At 63.2% G+C, this 19,979-nt stretch carries 18 protein-coding genes; 9 read left to right on the forward strand and 9 right to left on the reverse strand.

What is annotated here, in order from left to right; genetic code table 11:
- Positions 1-5: 5 nt before the first annotated feature.
- Positions 6-1,451: an MmgE/PrpD family protein gene (locus KVP10_RS06480; protein ID WP_217963680.1), complete on the reverse strand. Its 1,446-nt coding sequence runs from the start codon at positions 1,449-1,451 to the stop codon at positions 6-8.
- A 23-nt stretch (positions 1,452-1,474) separates the two neighbouring features.
- Positions 1,475-2,002, reverse strand: a complete 528-nt coding sequence (locus tag KVP10_RS06485; RefSeq protein ID WP_217963681.1) for a MaoC family dehydratase — start codon at positions 2,000-2,002, stop codon at positions 1,475-1,477.
- A gap of 446 nt (positions 2,003-2,448) precedes the next feature.
- On the opposite strand from KVP10_RS06485, the gene KVP10_RS06490 reads away from it, so the two are divergent.
- From KVP10_RS06490 to KVP10_RS06520, 7 genes are read left to right on the forward strand one after another with little or no spacing between them, the layout of a single operon-like run.
- On the forward strand, positions 2,449-3,705 hold the full coding sequence (locus KVP10_RS06490; RefSeq protein ID WP_217963682.1) for an amino acid ABC transporter substrate-binding protein: 1,257 nt from the start codon (positions 2,449-2,451) through the stop codon (positions 3,703-3,705).
- 53 nt (positions 3,706-3,758) lie between these two features.
- A complete protein-coding gene (locus tag KVP10_RS06495) occupies positions 3,759-4,640 on the forward strand; it encodes a branched-chain amino acid ABC transporter permease (RefSeq protein ID WP_217963683.1) in 882 nt (293 codons plus the stop codon).
- Entirely contained in the window at positions 4,637-5,737 is a 1,101-nt protein-coding gene (locus tag KVP10_RS06500; RefSeq protein ID WP_217963684.1) for a branched-chain amino acid ABC transporter permease, read from the forward strand. The genes KVP10_RS06495 and KVP10_RS06500 overlap by 4 nt, the downstream gene beginning before the upstream one ends.
- Positions 5,730-6,515: an ABC transporter ATP-binding protein gene (locus KVP10_RS06505; RefSeq protein ID WP_217963830.1), complete on the forward strand. Its 786-nt coding sequence runs from the start codon at positions 5,730-5,732 to the stop codon at positions 6,513-6,515. Before KVP10_RS06500 ends, KVP10_RS06505 begins: the two co-directional genes overlap by 8 nt.
- Entirely contained in the window at positions 6,496-7,266 is a 771-nt protein-coding gene (locus KVP10_RS06510; protein WP_217963685.1) for an ABC transporter ATP-binding protein, read from the forward strand. The genes KVP10_RS06505 and KVP10_RS06510 overlap by 20 nt, the downstream gene beginning before the upstream one ends.
- Before the next feature lie 57 nt (positions 7,267-7,323).
- Complete coding sequence (locus tag KVP10_RS06515; RefSeq protein ID WP_217963686.1) at positions 7,324-7,554, forward strand: hypothetical protein; 231 nt, start codon at positions 7,324-7,326, stop codon at positions 7,552-7,554.
- Complete coding sequence (locus tag KVP10_RS06520) at positions 7,544-8,971, forward strand: amidase (protein WP_246600360.1); 1,428 nt, start codon at positions 7,544-7,546, stop codon at positions 8,969-8,971. The genes KVP10_RS06515 and KVP10_RS06520 overlap by 11 nt, the downstream gene beginning before the upstream one ends.
- A gap of 46 nt (positions 8,972-9,017) precedes the next feature.
- Here KVP10_RS06520 and KVP10_RS06525 read toward each other — a convergent pair whose 3' ends face one another.
- From KVP10_RS06525 to KVP10_RS06535, 3 genes are all read right to left on the reverse strand, one after another.
- Entirely contained in the window at positions 9,018-10,220 is a 1,203-nt protein-coding gene (locus KVP10_RS06525; RefSeq protein WP_217963687.1) for an ABC transporter substrate-binding protein, read from the reverse strand.
- 71 nt (positions 10,221-10,291) lie between these two features.
- The gene (locus KVP10_RS06530; protein ID WP_217963688.1) at positions 10,292-11,422 is read right to left on the reverse strand and encodes an ABC transporter ATP-binding protein; all 1,131 of its coding nucleotides are present in this window, start codon (positions 11,420-11,422) and stop codon (positions 10,292-10,294) included.
- A 2-nt stretch (positions 11,423-11,424) separates the two neighbouring features.
- Complete coding sequence (locus tag KVP10_RS06535; protein WP_217963689.1) at positions 11,425-13,266, reverse strand: ABC transporter permease; 1,842 nt, start codon at positions 13,264-13,266, stop codon at positions 11,425-11,427.
- A gap of 390 nt (positions 13,267-13,656) precedes the next feature.
- On the opposite strand from KVP10_RS06535, the gene KVP10_RS06540 reads away from it, so the two are divergent.
- Positions 13,657-15,201, forward strand: coding sequence for a DHA2 family efflux MFS transporter permease subunit (locus tag KVP10_RS06540; protein WP_217963690.1), 1,545 nt, complete (start codon positions 13,657-13,659; stop codon positions 15,199-15,201).
- A gap of 9 nt (positions 15,202-15,210) precedes the next feature.
- Here the strand turns inward: KVP10_RS06540 and KVP10_RS06545 are convergent, their stop codons facing one another.
- From KVP10_RS06545 to KVP10_RS06555, 3 genes are all read right to left on the reverse strand, one after another.
- Positions 15,211-16,239: an amidohydrolase family protein gene (locus KVP10_RS06545; RefSeq protein WP_217963691.1), complete on the reverse strand. Its 1,029-nt coding sequence runs from the start codon at positions 16,237-16,239 to the stop codon at positions 15,211-15,213.
- A 102-nt stretch (positions 16,240-16,341) separates the two neighbouring features.
- The gene (locus KVP10_RS06550; RefSeq protein WP_217963692.1) at positions 16,342-17,019 is read right to left on the reverse strand and encodes an RraA family protein; all 678 of its coding nucleotides are present in this window, start codon (positions 17,017-17,019) and stop codon (positions 16,342-16,344) included.
- A gap of 60 nt (positions 17,020-17,079) precedes the next feature.
- A complete protein-coding gene (locus tag KVP10_RS06555) occupies positions 17,080-18,042 on the reverse strand; it encodes a Bug family tripartite tricarboxylate transporter substrate binding protein (protein WP_217963693.1) in 963 nt (320 codons plus the stop codon).
- Between the two features lie 248 nt (positions 18,043-18,290).
- Between KVP10_RS06555 and KVP10_RS06560 the strand changes: the two genes are divergently transcribed.
- The gene (locus KVP10_RS06560) at positions 18,291-19,037 is read left to right on the forward strand and encodes an IclR family transcriptional regulator (RefSeq protein WP_217963694.1); all 747 of its coding nucleotides are present in this window, start codon (positions 18,291-18,293) and stop codon (positions 19,035-19,037) included.
- Positions 19,038-19,119: 82 nt separating this feature from the next.
- Here the strand turns inward: KVP10_RS06560 and KVP10_RS06565 are convergent, their stop codons facing one another.
- Complete coding sequence (locus KVP10_RS06565) at positions 19,120-19,974, reverse strand: amidohydrolase family protein (RefSeq protein ID WP_217963695.1); 855 nt, start codon at positions 19,972-19,974, stop codon at positions 19,120-19,122.
- Between the last annotated feature and the right edge of the window lie 5 nt (positions 19,975-19,979).

Consider the following 19,979-nt stretch of genomic DNA (forward strand, 5'->3'; position numbering starts at 1 on the left):
GTCGTTCAGCCGCGCGCGGCCAGTCCTTCCGCGAGGTCGCGGGCGCGCATATCCGTGTCCATTCCGAGCACCAGGTCGCGTACCTGTTCGGCCCGGCTGCGGGACACGGCGAGCAGCATGTTGTCCATGAATTTCTTCTCGATGTCGGGACCCGATATCGGGCGGTCGGCGGCGCCGCGGTTGATCTGCTCGCGGTGGCGCAGGGTGCGTCCGTCGTGGGTAGTGACGATGACTTCTCCCGAGTAATACTTGGGGAACGGAGAATCGGGGTCGACCTCGTATTCGACGCGCTGGGCGAGATCCAGCACTTCCGGGTCGGCCAGTGCCGCGCTTTCTAGGTGCAGCAGGCCGAAGCTGCCGCGCACTAGCGCGGTGGCGACGATATAGGGAATGCTGAACTGGGCGTCGTAGCTGTTCTGCGGCCGCTTCTTGGTGGCTACCGGCTCGCATACGGTTTTCACGACTTCGCCCGGCACGAGCGCGCGCACCGATTTGATGTCGGAGGCCTTCAGGCCATGCTCGCGGTGCAGGATGGACGCGGCGTCGGCGCAGGCATGGGTGAAATGGCAGGCGGGTATGGGTTTTACGGCGACCTGGGAGGTTTCCCATTCTTTACCGAGTCCGGCGGTGGCAAGCTCGAGGTCGATGTTTGCCGCGTCCTGGCCCAGGTGGCTTGCGAAAAGACCGAAACGGCCTTCATATGTCTGCTTGGGGCCGATATAGCCATGGCGCGCAAGCGATGCCGCGGTGAAGCCGGCATTCGCGGCCCAGCCCGGATGCATGCGCTTGGTCCAGGCGCCGTCGTTGAGAAACTCCAGGCTGCCGGCCCCGGTGCTCAAGGCTATGCCTTGCGCCATGGCGAGTTGCCGGGCATTGAGACCGAGCAGCCGGCCCGCCACGAGCGTTGCGGAAAAAGCACCTACCAGCCCTGTGGGATGGAAGCCTATTTGATGGAATCCCCCCTTGGCGACCGAGCCCAGGCGTGTGCCCGCTTCCATGCCTACTACATAAGCCGCCAGCAGGTCTTGCGTGCCGAGCCCGGCGTGGGCCGCCACGCCGAGGGCCGTGGGGAAGCATGCGGCTGTCGAGTGTATGACCCCGCGCACGTGCGTGTCGTCGTAATCGAGCCCGTGTATGAGAATGCCGTTCATGAGCATCGCGTCGCGCAACTGCAGGCGGGCGGCCAGGCCGATGACCGGCATGTCGCCCATATTGGCGGACAGCTCGCTGGCTGCCGACAGCGATCGATGCGCGAACTCGTATCGGGTGGACGCATGCGCGATGCCCACCGCGTCGAGAATCAGGTATTTGGCGCGCTCCATGACGGCGCGCGGGATGGCTTCGGGGTTCAGGCTCTCGGCGAAAGCCGCCAGCCTGGCCGCGATGCTTGTGTTTGCTTGGTTTTCCGATGCCTCGGTTGCCGTGTCGGCCTGGATAAGCGTGTCAGCCATGATGAGTCTCTTCCGAAAGGTTTTTAGTGCGCCGCGGCGAGGCGTCCAGGATGCTGCGGCTCGACTTCGTGGCCCCGCTTGGGAATGAGCACGGATCGCACGAAAGACATGAATACCGTGCCGTCGGCTTTGCGGCCCGTCGTGCGTACGGTCACGATGCCTTGCGTCGGGCGCGATTTCGACTCGCGCTTTTCGAGCACTTCGGACTCGGCATAGATAGTGTCCCCGGGATGGACGGGGGCGCTCAGCGTGATGTCCGTCCATCCCAGGTTGGCAATGGCCTTGCCGCTTACGTCCGCCACCGTCATGCCGAGAACGATGGCCAGCGTCAGGCCGCTGTTGACCAGCGGCTTGCCGAATTCGCTTCTGGCTGCGAAGGCATGGTCGCAATGCATAGGATGGTTGTTCATCGTAAGAAGAGAGAACTGGATGTTGTCGGCTTCCGTGATCGTCCTGCCCGGGAAGTGTTCGTAGATGTCTCCCTGGGCGAAGTCTTCGAAGTAGCGCCCGAGGCTGAAACTGTGGCGGTTGCCGGAGATATTTGCGGTCATGTCACGCTCGCTTGTCCATTGATGTCTGTGCTTGCTGTTTCATATTCGAATGTCCGGACATTATGTGTTCGAGGCTCTTCCTTGTCAAGACTCGCAGGCTTGCATGCCTGGTGCGATGGTGGTTGGGCATGACATGCATGGGGCTGGATGGGTGCGCGCGGCGTAGAAAGATCGCGGCGCAGGCAAGTATTGACAAGACACTTGCTCAAACCCATAATGTCCGGACATTCGAATTTGGAAATATAAAACCTTCGGAGACAGACATGGTCACAGCGGATCCCGCGCCGCAATCGGTAGTCCACGAATCATGTTTCCAGCCCCGCGCTGGCTTGCCGGGCGGGCCGACATCGGCTGCCTCCAGGCAGCTTCCGCGCTCCATAAACGCATTGGGCTCCGCGTCCGCCGTACTTCCCGCCCAGTTCCTCTACTTTCGGTGAGGTCAAATCATGAATCGACTGCTAAGTGCTGCTTCCACTGCCGTCTTTGCCGGCTCCCTGTTCCTGGCTGCCTACGCGCCGAATGCGAACTCCGCCGAATCCGGCGGTGCGAACACGCCCATAAAAATCGGGGCTGCGGTCTCGGACACCGGGAAATTCGCCATTGAAGGCCTTTCGACCAAGCGCGGCTACGAAATGTGGGCCGACGAAGTCAACGCGCGCGGCGGCATCGATGTAGGCGGCACCAAGCGCAAGGTGCAGATCATCTATTACGATGATCAGTCCGAGCCTGAAACGGCGATCAAGCTGATCCAGCGCCTGGTCAGCCAGGACAAGGTGGATTTCCTCTTCGGGCCTTATTCGTCGGGCCTGACGATCGCGACGTCCGCCATCGCGGCCAAGTACAAGAAAATCATGTTCGCGGGCGCGGCGGCGGCAAACAGCGTCTTCAATCACAAGAACAAATATGTGTTCAGCCCGCTGAGCCTGACGAGCAGCTACACCACCAGCGGCCTGGAAGCCTTGAAGGCCAAGGGCGTGAAGACTATCGCCGTGATGCATTCCGACGATGCTCCCATGACCGACATCAAGAACGCCACCGTCAAGCAGGCCGAGGCCATGGGCATGAAGGTGCTCTCGGTCCAGACCGTGCCGGCGGATGCGACCGACATCACGGGCGCCATGCGCCAGATACAGGAAAAACATCCCGACGCCTTCGTCGAGGCCGGCACCACCTTGATGGGCATGCTGGCTACGCGGACCATGCGCAATATCGGCTGGGCGCCGACCTATGTGCTGATGATCCAGGCGCCGACGGAAGTCACCTTCGTCAAGGAACTCGGCGCGGCGACCGCGCAAGGAATAATGGCCCCCACCCAGTGGGTGCCGACCGACAACCTGAAGGACAAGTATTTCGGCACGGCCAGGGATTACTTCAACGCCTACGTCAAGAAATATGGATCGAATCCTTCCTACTTGCCGGCGGGCGCTTCGGCGGCGGGCTTGTCCCTGCAGCTTGCGATCGAGAAGGCGGGCAGCACGGATACGGAAAAAGTGCGCCAGGCCTTGCTCGACATGAAGGTAAATACGTTCTATGGGCCCATTTCGTATTCGGGCCCGAACGATCCCAGCGGCCTGATGGGGGCGAACGTCCATCGCAAGATGCTTACGATCCAGCTCGACGCGAAAGGCAACCAGATCGTCGTTGCGCCCCTGGATATCGCCGAAGCGCCGATCCAGCCGCTCAAGCCCTGGAATGCGCGTTGAATCGGGAGACCGCCGCGTGAGAAAAATGGCCGTGGCGCCATGGGAGTCTAGCCTTGCATACAGCAATACAAGTCGTCATTGACGGCATCATTCTCGGAGGCTTCTATGCGCTGATGGCACAGGGGCTGGCCATGGTGTTCGGCATCATGCGGGTGATCAATCTGGCCCATGGCGAATTCCTGGTCATCGGGGCGTATCTCGCGTGGATGGCTCATCAGTATTTCGGCATTGATGTCATCGTGGCCTTGCCCATATTGATCGTCATAGGCTTCGCCGTAGGCTGGGTCGTGTCGCGCTTGCTGGTGATACCTGTGCTCGACCGGCCCGAGCTGATGCCCTTGCTGGTCACTTTCGGGCTGGCCGCGGTAATCCAGGGGGTGTTGACGTGGCTGTTCACCACCACGCCCAAGATGACGATCGCGTCTTATTCGAATTCGGTGCTCGAATTCATGGGGTATAGCGTTTCGGTGGCCAGGGTGGTCATGCTGGTGGCGGCGATAGTCCTGCTGGGGCTGTTCGCGCTGTTTCTCAATCACACCAAGGCGGGCAAGGCGATGCGCGCGGCCGCCGAGAACCGCGAGGCGGCGCGCATCGTAGGCATCGACATCACCCGGATCCACTGCGCGGCCTTCGGGGTTGGCGCCGCGGCTGCCTTCGCCGCGGGGGGCCTGTTCAGTGTCACCCAGGGTTTCTATCCGTTTTCGGGCCCGCTGTTCACGCTGAAGGCCTTTGTCATTGTCATCCTCGGCGGCCGGGGCAGGATCTCGGGCACGCTGGCCGCGGCGATGTTCGTGGGCCTGATCGAGTCGGCGCTTAGCGGCTACGTGCCCAATGTAGGTACCGGCCTCGGAACCGCAGCGGCATTCATCCTCGTCGTGGTGGTCCTCGCCGTCCGTCCCAGGGGCTTATTCCAGTTGAAAGGGGCGAAGGCATGAACTATCCAAGCGCCGGCAGGGCGATCGCGCAGGCCCGGCATAGCGACAATAGCGCCAGAGGCCGCGGGGCCGGGCGCGTCCGGCACGGCCGGGGATGGGCCCTGACGCTCGTCGCGCTGGCGGCGCTGGCCCTGGTTCCGTTCACCGGCGTCAACGACAGCATGCTCCTGACGATGAGCACGATCTTCATGTGGATCATTCTCTCGTCGAGCTGGAACATCATCTCGGGGTTCACCGGGTACGTGGATTTCGGGCACGGGGTGTTCTTCGGCATCGGCGGCTATGTGGCCGGGATCCTGATGGCGAAATCGGGGTTTTCCTTTGCCCCGACCGTTCCCCTGGCGGTGCTGGTCTCGGCCGCCGTGGCCCTGGTCATAGGCTATCCCTTGCTGCGCTTGCGCGGGGTGTATTTTTCGATAGCCATGCTGGGCCTGTTCCTGGCCACGCGCGAATTGGCATTGATCGCCAAGCCGCTGACCGCCGGCGCGCAGGGCCTTATCCTGCCGTCGGATGTGGACCGGTTCTTTTTCTATTATCTTTTTCTTGTCGGCGCCATCCTGGTCGTGGCGCTGGTGTGGCGGCTGCGGCGCTCGCAGTTCGGGCTCTCTTTGCTGGCGATCAAGGACGACGAATACGGCGCCGAGGCCAGGGGGGTGAACACCACCTTGCTGAAGTTGACCGCCTTTTGCCTGTCCGCGGCGATTACGGGGGCGGTCGGCGCCTGCTGGGCGTACGAGGTGACCTTCATCGACCCGGGCATCCTGTTTCGCGACAGTTTCCTCATCAACGTGGCGATCATGGCAACGCTGGGCGGCCTGGGCACGGTCTGGGGGCCGGTCATCGGTTCGGTGGTCTTTCTTTCCGTGCGCGACACGCTATGGGCCAACCAGGGGACTTCATTCCTGGTTGTCTTCGGCGTTTCTTTGATCGTCCTTGTATTGTTCATGCCGGAAGGCATCGTCGGCACTATTCAGCGCGGCGAACGTACCGTCATGGGGAGGCTGATCCGTCGTCTGCGCCATAAGGGCCCTTCGCACGGCGATACGTCCCGGCCTGCAGCCGCCGTCGCTCCCGCCAGGATAGTAAGCAATGACTAAGCTACAGTCTTCCAGCGTGGCCGCGGAATCGAGCGGCACTGCGTCCCTGCTTTGCGCCCGCGGCGTCGCCAAGAGCTTCGGCGGCATCCGGGCCGTGCGCGGCGTGGATTTCGATGTCGCTGCCGGTGAAATCGTGGGCCTGGTCGGCCCTAATGGTTCGGGAAAGTCGACGCTGCTCGGCTGCCTGTCGCGCGACATAGCCATGGATACGGGGAAAGTCCTGTTCAACGGCACCGATATTTCGGGCTTGCGGGCCATGCAGGCCGCCCGCAACGGCATGGGGCGCACCTTCCAGAGCGTCCGCATCTTTCCCGAGCTGTCGGTATGGGAAAACGCCTTGATGGGCCGGCAATGGAAGGGGGTCGGCCTGCGCAGCATGCTGTGCCCGGCCGACGCCGCTACCCGCCGTCGGGCTGGAGAGCTCATCGATCTGATGGGGTTTCCCCAACTGATGCACGAATACGCCGGCAATCTTTCGGGCGGCCAGATGCGGCTGCTGGAGCTTGTTATGGCCATGATGTCGGGCCCCCGCCTGGTCATGCTCGACGAGGCGACGTCCGGCGTAAACCCCACATTGATAGAGTCCCTGAAGCATTACGTCAAGGTCCTGAACCGGGACGAAGGCGTCGCCTTCATCATCGTCGAGCACAATATCGGCTTCATTTTCTCGATAGCGGACCGGATCGTCGTGCTCGATGACGGAAAGATACTGGCCAACGGCCAACCCGAAGATATCCGACAGAATCAGGAGGTCATCGTTGCTTACCTCGGTGCTTGAAGGGAACTCCGGCAGCGGCCCGGCCGTGGACGATGACGAGCCCATGCTCGCTCTCAGGGGCGTGGTCGCGGGTTACGGCGGGTTCGACATCCTGCATGGAGTCAATCTCGAAGTCAGGAAGGGCGAAATCGTAGCCATCGTGGGCCCCAACGGTTCGGGGAAGTCGACGGTATTCAAGGCGATTTACGGCCTGATCAAGATACGCCTTGGGGAGGTGTCGTTCGAGGGCCAGGATGTGGCCTCGCTGGGGCCGCAAGACCTCTTGAAGGCCGGCATCGCGATGGTGCCGCAGTTGTCCACGATCTTCCCGTCGATGAGCGTCTACGAGAACCTCGAATTGGGCATGTACCTGGTGCGCGACAAGGCGCTGGTGAAAAGGCGGATCGACGAGATCCTGGAATTGTTCCCCAGGCTGGCAGAACGCAGGGCCCAGAACGCCGGAACGCTGTCGGGCGGCGAGCGGCGCGCGCTGGAAATCGGGCGCTCGCTCATGCTCAAGCCGCGCATGATTCTCATGGACGAGCCTTCCGTGGGGCTGTCGCCGATTCTTACCAAGAATATGTTCGAACAGTTGCAGGATCTGCAGAAGGCGGCCGGCATCACTTTCCTGGTGATCGAACAGAACGCCCGGTCCGCCCTGGAAATTTCCGACCGGGGCTATGTGATCCAGCGGGGCGTGGTCAGCCATACGGGCACCGGGCGGGCCCTGTTGGGGGACGACGAGGTGCGCCGCTCGTTTCTCGGGGGATGAGCCCCGGGGCGTACGCGGCTCAAGTGTGCACGGGACAATCCCGTGCTGGAGACGGGAATGGGTATTGAAAATGAAGTGGGCGCAGGCGACGATCTGGTGGAGTCCGCCCAGGGCTGGGCGCAGCGTTTCGCTGCTGCGCCCTTGAATCCCTCGGATGCCGGGGATCTCGTGGCTGGGGCGCTGAAGGCGAGCGTCGCGGTATCGCGGGCGGCGGCGCAGCTTACATGGCTGACCCAGGATAGTTTCGTCGATGCGATGCGCCGCAAGGAGCATACCGATGGCAATTGATATGAAGGCGTCGCCGGCGCGCGGGGCATCGCTGTGCGAGCTTGCCGAATCGCTGCAGGGGGACCTGTCGGCGCAGGCAGTCGTCGGCGCCTGCCTGGAAGCGATCGAGGCATCCGCGCCGGGCTTCAACGGGTTCGTCCGCACTCGAACTGAAAAAGCCCTGGACCAGGCGCGCAGCCTGGATCGCCGCAAAAGCGGTGGAGCCCGCTGCGGGCCCTTGCACGGCGTACCCCTGGCCCACAAAGACATGTTCTTCCAGGCGGGCGAACTCTCCGAATGCGGCAGCCGGATCCTGCGCGGGTTCCGTCCGGACCATACGGCGACTGTGCTGCGGCGGCTCGAGGATGCCGGCGCAGTGAACCTGGGCGCCTTGCATATGGCGGAATTCGCCATGAGCCCGACGGGGTTCAATGCGCATCTGGGACATGGAAAGAACCCCTGGTCCGCGGACCACGTCAGCGGTGGATCTTCCAGCGGCAGCGGCGCGGCGGTCGGCGGGCGCTTCGTGTTCGGCGCATTGGGCTCGGACACAGGAGGCTCGGTGCGCCTTCCCGCGGCCGTCTGCGGTGTCACGGGCATCAAGCCCACCCAGCATGCGGTGTCGACATATGGCGTCATGCCCTTGTCGCCGAGCCTCGATTGTGTCGGGTTTCTTGCGCAGACCGCGCGCGATTGCGCCCGGCTGCTGAGCGTCGTGTCCGGGCCGGATGCCCGTGACCCGGCCTGCCTGGCCAGCAGGCCGCGCGATTACGAATCCGGCGTGGATCGCCCCTTGTTCGCTGGCGACGTGATTCTCGTGCCGAAGTTCCCATCGGATGCACCGCTTAGCGACGAGGTACGGGCCTTGGTGGAGCAGGCTGCGGAAGACTTTGCCAAGGCCGGGGCCGAAATCAGGCGCGTGGCACTGCCCGACTTTGCCGAGGCCGGCGCCCTGGGGACCCTGGTGCTTGGGGTCGAGGCGGCATCCATCCACGGCGAATGGCTGTCCAAGCGTCCCGACGACTACGGTTCCCAGGTGCGGCGCCGCATCCAGCGTGGCCTGTTGTATCCGGCAACGCGCTATGTCGATGCCCTGCGCTTGCGGGCACAATACCAGGCACGCTTCCTGTCCGATTACCTGGAAGGAGGCCAGGCCTTGCTGTTGCCGACGCTGCCCTGCGCAGTGCCTACGATCCAGGAAACCATCACCGGCAGCGAAGGCGACATCGAGGCGCGGTTCGGCAATTTTTCGTACTGGACGCGCGGCATCAATTACCTGGGCCTGCCGGCGCTGGCCTTGCCGGCCGGCTTCACTTCGAATGGCTTGCCCAACGGCATACAGCTTGTGGGCCGGCCGTTCGATGAAGCTGCCTTATTGCGCCTGGGGCATCAGTTCCAGCAGCATACCCGGTGGCATAGCCGGCGCCCCGGCGCATAGCGGCAAACTGTCGGGGGGCGGGCCCCGCAAGGCCCGCCGAGCCGCCTTAGCGGCTGCTTACCGTCCAGAGATCGCGCCAGAACTGCAACTTCTTGAAGTCGTCGGGCGTGCTGTTCGAGTTATTGGCGAACATGTGGGCAGTGAGCTTGTCCACGCCGGATGCTTCGCTGGCGGGCATTTTCGCGTTGCGGTTCGTCGAGATCTTGCCGTCTTCCATTTGCGGCAGCATGCCTTCGGCCGACATCATGTAGTGCACGAACAGCTTGGAGGCATTCGGGCTCTTGGTTCCGGCTGCGATGACGGCGACGCGCGGCGTCAACTGGCCGATCCAGGGCGTCATCTGCTTGCAGACGGCCATGGGGAAGTGCTCGTTCTTGGCGTGGGTGAAGATCGCCGCGCTGACGAAGCCGATGACGGGGTTGTCAGCGGTGCTGGCGCCGACGATGGGACCGACGTCGGTGTCGCTCTTTTGCACCTTTATTTTGTTCGCCGCGAAGCGCTTGACCCATTCGGCCATGGCGCTGGGTTCTTTGGTTTCCAGGGGCTTGCCGAAATATTCCTGATAGGCAGCCTTCATCTTGGTGTCCGCGTTATCCGCGATCTGGTTGAACCAGAACATGGTTTCGTTGCGCAGCAGCGGATCGGGGATGCTGACCTTGCCCTTCCATTTCTTGTCGGTAAGGGCCCACATGTTCTTTACCGGGCACGTGTCGCCATAGACGGCAGGGTTGTAGACCCACACCCAGGCGTTCAGGCTGGTGATGGCGGGGTGCTGGTATTCGGGGGGCGTTTCGTTCTTCAGGTCGGGCGGCATCCAGCTTACGCCTATGCCCTGCGGCAGGAACTGCGCCGTGACATCGGGCAGGTTGCTCATGTTGAAGACGTCGTGCTTTACGTTGTGCGCCTGGGCTTCGCGGACCAGGATTTCTTCCTGGTTGGATGCCGACATTTTCTCGCCGGTAGTCTTGATGCCGTATTTTTCGGAAAACTTCTTGGCCATTACCTTGATCTTGCCGGTAGCGTCCACGACAGTGATGGGAGGCTCTTTCTTGGCTGCTTCGATCAGCTTGTCCAGGCTGTAGCCGGAGTCGGGAATGCCCAGGCCGGTGCTGCCGTCGGATGCCGCGGCGGCGCTCGGGCCGGATGCCGCATGCGCGGCATGGCCGAAGCCGGCCATCATCAGCGCTGCCGCAAGGGCCGAAGCCATGAACAGGGTCTTGTTTGCTTGAATCAGTTTCGCATGCCTCACTGTGGTCTCCTGTGCGTTATTGATTAATGCCGGATTGCGCTGCGCGTGTAATCGCGGCCTCGCCATCGATATTACCTGTCTTCGGGCTGCCCGGGCGTCGCGCCTTGGTCGGGCAGCCTGTTTCCGTGCTCGTCGAATAGATGCAGGTCGGCCCGGCCGGCCTGGAAATTTACCCGGTCTCCTGGCTGGATCCGCGGCGGGGCATTGGTCGTGGCAAACAGTTTTTGTTCCGCCACCGTCAATTCGACGATCCAGTTGCCGCCCGTGGGCATGATGCCGGTGACCGTGGCCTGGCTGGAGTAGGCCTGCCCGGGCAGCGCCGCGGCGGGCGGCTCGACCTGTATGTTTTCGGGCCGTATGCCCACCGAGCCCCGGCAAGCCCCGAGGCCGGCGCCGTCCAGGTATTTGCGCAGCGACGCCGACAATTCCGAGGTTTCGCCCTGGCCCAGTTCAATGAAGTTCATGGGCGGGCTGCCCACGAAGCCGGCCACGAACCTGTTGCAAGGGCGATTGTAGATATTGTCGGGGCTGTCGAGCTGCTGCAGCGTGCCTTCGTTCATGACGGCGATCACGCTGGCCAGGGTCATGGCTTCCCATTGGTCATGCGTGACGAATACCACGGTGGCCTTGGAATCGAGATGGATTCTCTTGAGCTCGGCCCGCATTTCAAGCCGCAGCTTGGCGTCCAGGTTGGACAAGGGTTCGTCCATCAGGATGACGCTGGGCTGCACCACCAGCATGCGCGCCAGCGCGACGCGCTGCTGCTGCCCGCCGGAAAGATCCGACGGATAACGTTCGCGGTATTTTGCTATGCCGAGCTTTTCCATGACCGCGTCGGACGCGGCCCGCCGGGTCTTGCGATCCACGTTGCGCAGCGCCAGGCCGAATTCCACGTTGTCCTGGACGGTCAGGTGCGGCCACAGGGCGTAGCTCTGGAACACGAAGCCCATGCCGCGCTTTTCCGGCGGCACGTATATGCCTTTTTCAACCGAGTCGACGATGGTATCGCCGACCCGTATTTCGCCGGCGGTGGGATGTTCCAGCCCCGCGATCATCCTGAGCGTCGTGGTCTTGCCGCAGCCCGAAGGCCCGAGCACGCACAGGAATTCCCCGTCGCCGATCTCGAGGTTCAGGTTCCTGACCGACGGGACGGCGCTTCTGCTGTAGCGTTTTTCGATTCCGCGTAGCGTGATTCCCGGCACGATCAACCCCCCAATCCCGACGCAAGACTCGTCTTCGTCGCTTTTTGTATAAACAGTGTTCCAAGAAATGCGATCGCCGACAGCATCAGCACGACCGCGTTGGCGGCCTGGCTGTAGCCGAAGTCGACGAGCCGTATGGCGTATGTGGTCAGCAAGTCGGTTCCGGGCGTCGCCAGCATGATTACCAGGCTCAGGCCTTTCAGGCCGGATATGAACGGCAGCAGGATGCCGGCGGCGAGCGGCCCCTTCTGGATGGGGATGACGACCTTGACCAGGCGCTTCCACCAGCCCGCGCCCGCGACTTGCGCGGCTTCTTCGGGGTCTTTGCCCAATTGCATCATCGCGGATATGCCGGCGCGCGACGCAAACGGCATCTGGTCGGCCATGAGGGCCAGGATCAGGATCGCCGCCGTTCCGTACAGGGCCGGGATGGGCCCGTGCGGCACCGCGAATATCGACAGGCAGGCCGCGGCAAAGGCGATGCCGGGCACCAGGTAGGGCAGGAAGGTGATGTACCGGAGATAGGCGCCTATGGATTTCAGCGGCGTGCGCACCACCACGTAGCCCACCAAGACGCCGAGCACGCCGGCGCATACCGCCGCAATGCCGACCATCCACAGCGAATTCCAGGCGGCATGCCAGAAATCGGGGGTGACCAGGATGCCGGTGCGCAGGGCCGTCGTGGGCAGGTTGTGGCCGACCCAGTACGCCCAGGTGAAGTTGTCCAGGGCGAACTTGCCCGGCGTGCGCATGACGGTGCTCAGGAACAGCACCAGCAATGGAATCGCCACGCTGACGGTGAACATGGCGCCGGCCAGGGCGGTCATGGGCAGGCGCCACGCCCCCAGCTTCTGGCTGCGGTTCATGGAGCCCTTCGAGCCTATGGTGATGAAGCGGCGCGCCTCGCGCACCAGGCGTGCATCGATCAGTACGGAAATCGAGCCTATGAGGATGATCACCCCCGCCAGCACGGCGGCTTCTCCGCCTTGCCTGGCCGTTACGCTGCGAAACAGCGACGTGGCCAGGACGTCGTACTTGACCGGTGCGCCCAGTATGTAAGCCACGCCGAAGTCGCCTAGGCACTTGGCGAAGATCAGGGTGACCGCCGACAGCAGGGACGGGCGCATCAGCGGGATGATGATGCGGCGGGCCACGGTGGATGCCCGGGCGCCCAGCATGCGCGCGGAATCTTCCAGTTGCGAATCGAAGGAACGCAGCGCATTGCCGAACAGCAGTATGACGAAGGGCGTGTAATGCAGCGCCAGGACGACGGTGATGGGGAGCTGGCCATAGGCGAGCCAGTCGGGGGGCTCGAAGCCCAGGGTTTCCATCCACCCGGGCTGGCCGCCCACGGTGCGATTGAGGAAGACCGCGCTCCACGCCAGTGCGATAGTCCACGAAGGCAGCATGTACGGAACGATGAGCGCGGTGGCGAACCACTTGCGGCCCAGGATGTCCGTCCTGCTGATGAGCCACGCCATGACCCCGCCCGCGACCAGCGCTATGGCCATGGCGCCGAGCGCGACGCTGATCGTATGCACCAACGGCAGCCAAAGAATGTCCGGCGCGATGATGGACTTGAATACCCGCTCCAGGTAATAGAATGTCCAGGACCCGATATTCAGCCCCAGGCGCATCGAATCGGCATACTGGACCCGGAACGCGTCGCCCAGCAGCGAAACGATGGGGGCGACGATCAGGTAAGAAAACAGAATGGCGGCAAGAATGCCGATGACGACCGTCGGTTCGCGCAGCGCTATTTTCAGGCGGTACTTGGAAAATACCGGGAATCTTGTGCCTCGGCCTTGCGGGGCCGCTGCCTCGTGATGCGTCGCGCTGTGCACCCTGCCTCCTGTGGCGTCGAAATCAGCGATGGGCTGAAAGAATTGATAATCCGGACCGGCGGGAATCTTGGCCTGCGGCGTGGATGGGGCCAGTACGCTGCGTCGAGCGTATCGCCGCGGGCCAGGTCGTGTATTGATAATAATCTGCGATGCTACCCCCCAGTCGCGCCGCATTGACCAATCGTGAAGTCTCATATGTCTCGCAGCGCTTGTCAAGCCGGCCGCGGGCAGGCGTGCAAGTATCCGGGGCGCGCAAGTCCAGGAGAAAGCCCCGGTCGGGGCGGGCTTGCCGTGGCTCTTCGATGGGTGGTACTACACTTGTCCAAGTAAGACGTGTCTGCGGCTGCCGCGCTTCTTGTGCGGCCCGGCGCCGCGCAAGCAAGTTGAGCCATGGAAATTGCATCTCCCGAAACAAGCCAGCCAGTCAAGGAATTCAGGCCTCCCAGCCTGGTGCTGGCGACCGTCGGCCTGTCGCTCGGAACCTTCATGCAGGTTCTGGACATCAGCATTGCCAATGTGTCGCTGCCGACCATAGCCGGCAATCTTGCCGCCAGCCAGGACCAGTCGACCTGGGTCATCACTTCGTTCACGGTGTGCCAGGCGGTCACGCTGCCGATGACGGGCTTTCTTTCGCGCCGCTTCGGCGAGGTGAAGGTGTTTGTCTGGGCGGTGCTGCTGTTTTCCTTGTTTTCGCTGGCCTGCGGCCTGGCTACCAGCCTGCCCATGCTGGTGGCTTTCCGGGCGATGCAAGGGGCGGTCTGCGGGCCCATGTACCCGATCACCCAGAGCCTGATGGTGTCGATCTATCCGCGCGAAAAACGCGCCATGGCCCTGGCCATCATCAGCATGATCACGGTGGTGGCGCCTATCGTGGGGCCGGTGGCCGGGGGATGGATCACCGATTCGTATTCCTGGCGCTGGATCTTCTTCATCAACGTGCCCATAGGCCTGCTCGCGGGCGGACTGGCCCTGGGCCAGATGCGCGGCCGCATCGAGCAACTGCGCCGCGAACGCATCGACTGGGTGGGCGCGGCCACGCTGATCCTGGGCGTGGGTTCGCTGCAAGTCATGCTGGATCGGGGCAATGAGCTGGATTGGTTCTCGTCGGGGACGATAGTCGCCTTGGCGGCCGCCGCCACGGTCTCGCTGACCTTCTTCGTGATATGGGAACTGACCGACGAGCGGCCCCTGGTCGATCTGCGCCTGTTCCGGCATCGCAATTTCGCTGCGGGCACGCTGGCGCTGGTGCTGGCTTTCGGGCTGTTTTTTTCGGTGTCGCTGTTGTTGCCGCTATGGCTGCAGAATACGCTGGGGTATACGGCGCTGTGGTCCGGCCTGGCCGTCGCGCCGATCGGGGTCGTGCCCATCCTGCTGACTTTCTGGGTGGGCAAGTACGCCGCCAGGTTCGACCTGCGCTGGCTGACGGCGAGTTCCTTCCTGGTGATGAGCTTCGTCTGCTTTCGCTTCGGCAGTTTCAATACCGAAGTCGATTTCATCCATATTGCGCTCACCGAGCTGGCCTTCGGGCTGGGGATCGCCTTCTTCTTCATGCCGATACTGACTATCTTGCTCTCGGACCTGGACGGCCCCGAAGTCGCCGAAGGGTCGGGGTCGGCGACTTTCCTGCGCACGGTCGGCGCCAGTTTCGCGGTGTCGATCACTACTTATCTGTGGACCCGCGGCGCCGCGGCCAGCCACGCGCACCTGGCCGAGTTCATTACCTTGTCGAATGCCGAAGTGCGCCAGGGCATCGCCGCCAGCGGCGGTTCGCTGCAGCACTATGCGGCGGGCATCAACCAGGTGATTACCCAGCAGGCGATGCAGGTTTCCTTCAACCAGATATTCGATGCGCTGGGCTTTTGCTTCCTGGCCCTGATCGGGATCGTGTGGCTGTCGAAGCCGCCCTTTGTCAGGGCGGCCGGCCGCGGGCGGTAGGCGCGGGGTTCAGGCGTCCAGCAACCCTCGCGCGCGCAGGCGCTGCGCGAGCCGCGGATATACCCGCAAGGCGTTGTCGCCCAGCACTTTGGCGCGATGCTCGGGGGCCAGCCACTGCACCGCATCGATATACCGCTTGGTGTCGTCGTAGTAATGGCCGGTGCGAGGATCGATGCCACGGACCGCGCCGATGATTTCCGATGCAAACAGGACGTTGTCGGGCGGCACGACTTCCAGCAGCAGCTCGATGCCCGGCTGGTGGTATACGCAGGTGTCGAAGAACACATTGTTCATCAAGTCTTCCAGCGGCGGGCGATTGAGCTGTTGCGCCAGGCCGCGATAGCGGCCCCAGTGGTAGGGCACCGCGCCGCCTCCGTGGGGAATGACGAAGCGCAGCGTGGGGAAATCCTTGAAGATGTCCGACTGCACGAATTGCATGAACGCCGTGGTGTCGCCGTTCAGGTAGTGGGCCCCGGTGTGGTGGAAGTTGGGGTTGCACGAGCAACTGACATGGATCATGGCCGGCACGTCGAGCTCTACCAGCTTTTCGAAGAGCGGGTACCAGTAGCGCTGCGTCAGCGGCGGGTCGGCCCAGTGCCCGTCTGTCGGGTCCGGGTTCAGGTTGCAGCCGACGAAGCCCAGCTCTTCGACGCAGCGGACCAGTTCGCCGATACAGTTCTCGGGGCCGACGCCGGGGGACTGGGGCAGTTGGCAGACGCCGACGAGCTGGTCGGGGTAGAGCTCTACTGCGCGATGAATCAGGTCGTTGCAGGCGCGGGTCCAGTTCAGGCTGGTGGTCGCATCGCCCACATGATGCGCCATGGCGCCGGCGATAGGAGAGAACAAGGTGAGATCCACGCCGCGCTGGCGCTGGATGCGCAACTGGTTGGGCTCCAGGGATTCGCGGATCTGGTCGTCGCTGATGGCGAAATCGGGCAACAGCACCTGGCCGGCCTCGTAGGCGGCGGTCTGCCTGGCCCGGTAGTCTTTCAGCGGCGCCGGTGCAGTGGTGTAGTGGCCGTGGCAATCGATGATCATGTGTGCTTATGTCTGGAGTGAGGAGGCGGGACGATTCAACTGGGCGTAGCGGTCGCCGCGGCGTGGGCTGGGCCCGCGCCGGGCAATGCTTTGCTGTTTTGCTTACTCTTCAAAGAAGCATCCGAGCTTCTCGAGCTTGGCGCGGTAGCCCGCGGCGTCGTTGTCTTTCTGTCCGATGGCCGCGAAGGTGCTGCTTTCGAACTCGTACTTTGCAGCGGCCTTGACGTGCACGTCCGCCACATTCGCCTGCGGAATGCACAGTACACCGTCCTCGTCGCCCACTATCAGGTCGCCGGGGTGGACCACCATGCCGCCGAGCGACAGGGGGGTGTTGATCTCGCCCGGGCCATCCTTGTAGGGCCCTTGATGGGTGACGCCGCATGCGTACACGGGAAAGCGCTGCTGGCGGATCCAGCCATAGTCGCGCACCGCGCCATAGATGATGACGCCCGCGAATTTCTTGGCGACGCAATAGGCAAGCATGCGTTCGCCGACGATGGCGTTGGTCAGGTCGCCGCCGGCGTCCACGACGATGACGTCACCTTCCACGGCCAGGTTCAAGGCCATGTGTGTCATCAGGTTGTCGCCGGGGCGGCTCTTGACGGTCAATGCGGGCCCGCACAGGACGCCGCCGGCATGCAGGGGGCGCAACTGGGCGCCGCCCGAATTCAGGCGCGACATGGAGTCGCTGATATTGGCTACGGGGATAGTGGCGAATTTCTTGACCCATTCGCTGTCGACGGCGCTGCGGCGCTTCAGAACTTGAAAACCTGCTTGCATGAGAAATTCCTTGAGAATGGCCGGGCTAGGCGAAGCCCGGAAAAGCCGGAAAGAGCATCCTTAGTTGACGACCAGATGGAACTGGCGCGCAACATCATCGTAGCTCTTCAGCTCTTTCTGGAAGAAGGGTTTGAATTTCGCAGCCGGCAAAGGCGCGGATTCGATGCCCATTTTATGCAGGGACTCGATGACGTCGGGCTGTTTCATGACGAGCTGGAGCTCGTCGGAAAGCTTGTCGACGATGGGCGCTGGCGTGTGCGCGGGCAGGAACACACCCCACCAGCCGGTGCTTTCCAGGTCGGCGACACCGGCTTCTTTCATGGTCGGAACGTCCGGCAGCGCATAGAAACGCGACGTGCCCGTGACCGCCAAGGCATGCAGCTTGCCGCTACGCACGAGAGGCAGCACTTCGCTGGCGGTCTGGATCATGAAGGTAAGGCGGCCGGCAATCAGGTCGGGCATTGCGGTAGCGCCCCCTTTGTACAGGACCTGGATGGGCTTGGTGCCGGTATTCTTCGGGAAAATCAGGTTGGTGGGGGCGCCCGCACCTACCGCGCCATACGAGGCTGTTTTCGGGTTGACTTTCATGTAGGCCACCAGTTCGGCGACGTTCTTGACCGGCAGCGTGGCCGGCACGACCAGCACGAAAGGCGCCTTGCCCAGGCGTGCCACCGGGATGAGATCCGTGGCGGCGTCGTAGGGCAGGTTCTTGGTGGTGGCGCGGTTGAAGGCGAGGAAGGTCGCGCCCACCAGCATCGTGTAGCCGTCCGGGGCGGCCTTGGCGACCAGGTTGGCCCCGATATTCGCGCTCGCGCCGGGGCGGTTGTCCACCACGACGGGCTGCTGCACGCGAGTGCCCAGGCCCTTGGCGACCACGCGCGTGATGTTGTCCACGCCGCCTCCCGCGGAATAGGGAACGACCATGTGCAGAGGCTTGTCCGGATATTTGGCCACCGCGGCGCCCACGAGCGCGCTCCACAGGCCGATGCCCGCAACGGCAAGCTGTACGAAATTTCGTTTCATGTGTCCCCCTTTGATCATCGGAATGACTGTCGACTTATGTAAATGCTGTGCAGGTAAATACGGCACTGGCGTCGCGGCGCGCGAGATGGCCTGGCATGCTTGCCTGTCTGTTCGACACGGCTGCACACCTTGCGTCCGCGGGCATCGCCGGAAAAATTCCTGCGTATCGTTACTCTGCGGACGAAGCTTATGGGCGCGCGGCGGGCATTACAATATCGGTCCGTACAACGGACCGATATGAGGTCGAAATGAGTGAAAACCCTGAAACGGAAGTCGTGACGGCCGCGGTTCGCGCCCTGGACATCCTGGATGTCTTCACCATGGAATATCCTCATCTCGGGCTGAGCGAAATCGCCCGCCGGGCGGGGCTGGCGAAGTCGACGACGCAGCGCTTGCTCAAGACCCTGGAATCCAGGGGCTATGTCGTCCAGAACGACAGCGCGCAGTGGCGGCTGGGCCCGGCTACCGCGTCGCTGGGCGGCCGCTATCAAATCGCCTTCGACATTCGGGAAAACGTCGAGCCGGCGCTGCGCAAGCTGTCCGATACCGTGGGCGAAGACACCTCGTTCTTCGTGCGCGACGGCGACCGGCGCATACGCTTGATCAAGATCCAGTACCCGAATGCCCGGCATAGCCGCGCCCGGGTCGGGGAATCCATGCCCCTGGACCGTGGCGCGGCGGGACGGGTGATATTGGCCGCCATGGGCCAGCAGGGCATGCTGTACGACGAGATCCGCGCGCGCGGCTATCACGTGACGGTCGGCGAGGCGAAGGTCGCGTCCGCGAGCATAGGCGTGCCGGTTTTCGGGAGCCGATGGAAGGTAATCGGGGCGCTATGCATAGGCGCCCCGGCCGAGGATGGCGTGGCGACCCGGCTCACGGGCTTCGCGCCACAGCTCCGGCGCGCCGCCGAGGCCCTGTCGGCCGCGCTCAGCTATGACAATGACGGAGCGTCCCAGCGGCTGATCCAGGCGAGGGCCACCTGGCATCCCTAGGCCATGGTTGCGCCTTCATGGCGATTGCCCCAGCCATGGCGGCTGCGTACGCATATTCGGGCTTTGCCGCCGGGAAATACATTCAAATTGCCGGAAAGTCGTAGAGCATTGCCGGGGTTTCGCATAATATGCCGCGGCGCTGCCTGTCGCTCGAGGCCCAGTCCAGCAGAATCGCCAGCATATGTTCGTCGCCAGGCTGCGGGGTTCCATCCAGGGTGGACAGCACATGCGGCCAATCGCTTCCCCATACCAGGCGAGTCGGGGCGGCTGCCACCAGCGCTCGTCCCATGGCGTGCAGCACGTCTTCTTGCGGCGTGCCGATCAAGCGGGCCGATGATGCAAGAGAAAGCTTTACCCAGGTATTGCCGCCGTCGAGCAGTTTGCGCAAGAGGGGGTAGGCCGGGCTGGAAATTCCCCCATCTTGCGGAATCCTCGCCAGATGGTCGATGACCAAACGCACCTGCAATGCATTCAGCTTGTCTGCGTATGCCGCCAGTTGCGCGGGGGTCAGCATGACCTGTATGTGCCAGCCCAGCGGTGCGATGCGCCGCGCGATCGGGTCCAGGTCTTCTATGGGCGTGGAATTTCCCCTGGCCAGGTTCAGGCGCACGCCGCGCACGCCCATGGCGTGCAGCTCGGCCAGCTCTTCGTCCCTTACCGTCGGAGCCAGGCAGACAATTGCCCGGCTATGCGGGCCCAGGTCGGCAAGGCCTTGCAAGGTGCAGCGGTTATCCAGGCCATACGACGACGGCGCTATCACCACGGTGCGTGCGGTGCCCAGGCGCTTTTGCACTGCGCGGTATTGGCCAGGCAAGGCGGGAGGGATAGGCTGGGCGCCAGGGGCGTAAGGGTATCGGCTGTCAAAAATATGCATGTGACAGTCGCACGCCCCTGGCGGCAGCGCGGGCAAGACCGGGGGATTCGTCATGGCCGTCATTCCGG

Source organism: Candidimonas humi, assembly GCF_019166065.1.
Taxonomy (GTDB): domain Bacteria; phylum Pseudomonadota; class Gammaproteobacteria; order Burkholderiales; family Burkholderiaceae_B; genus Candidimonas; species Candidimonas humi.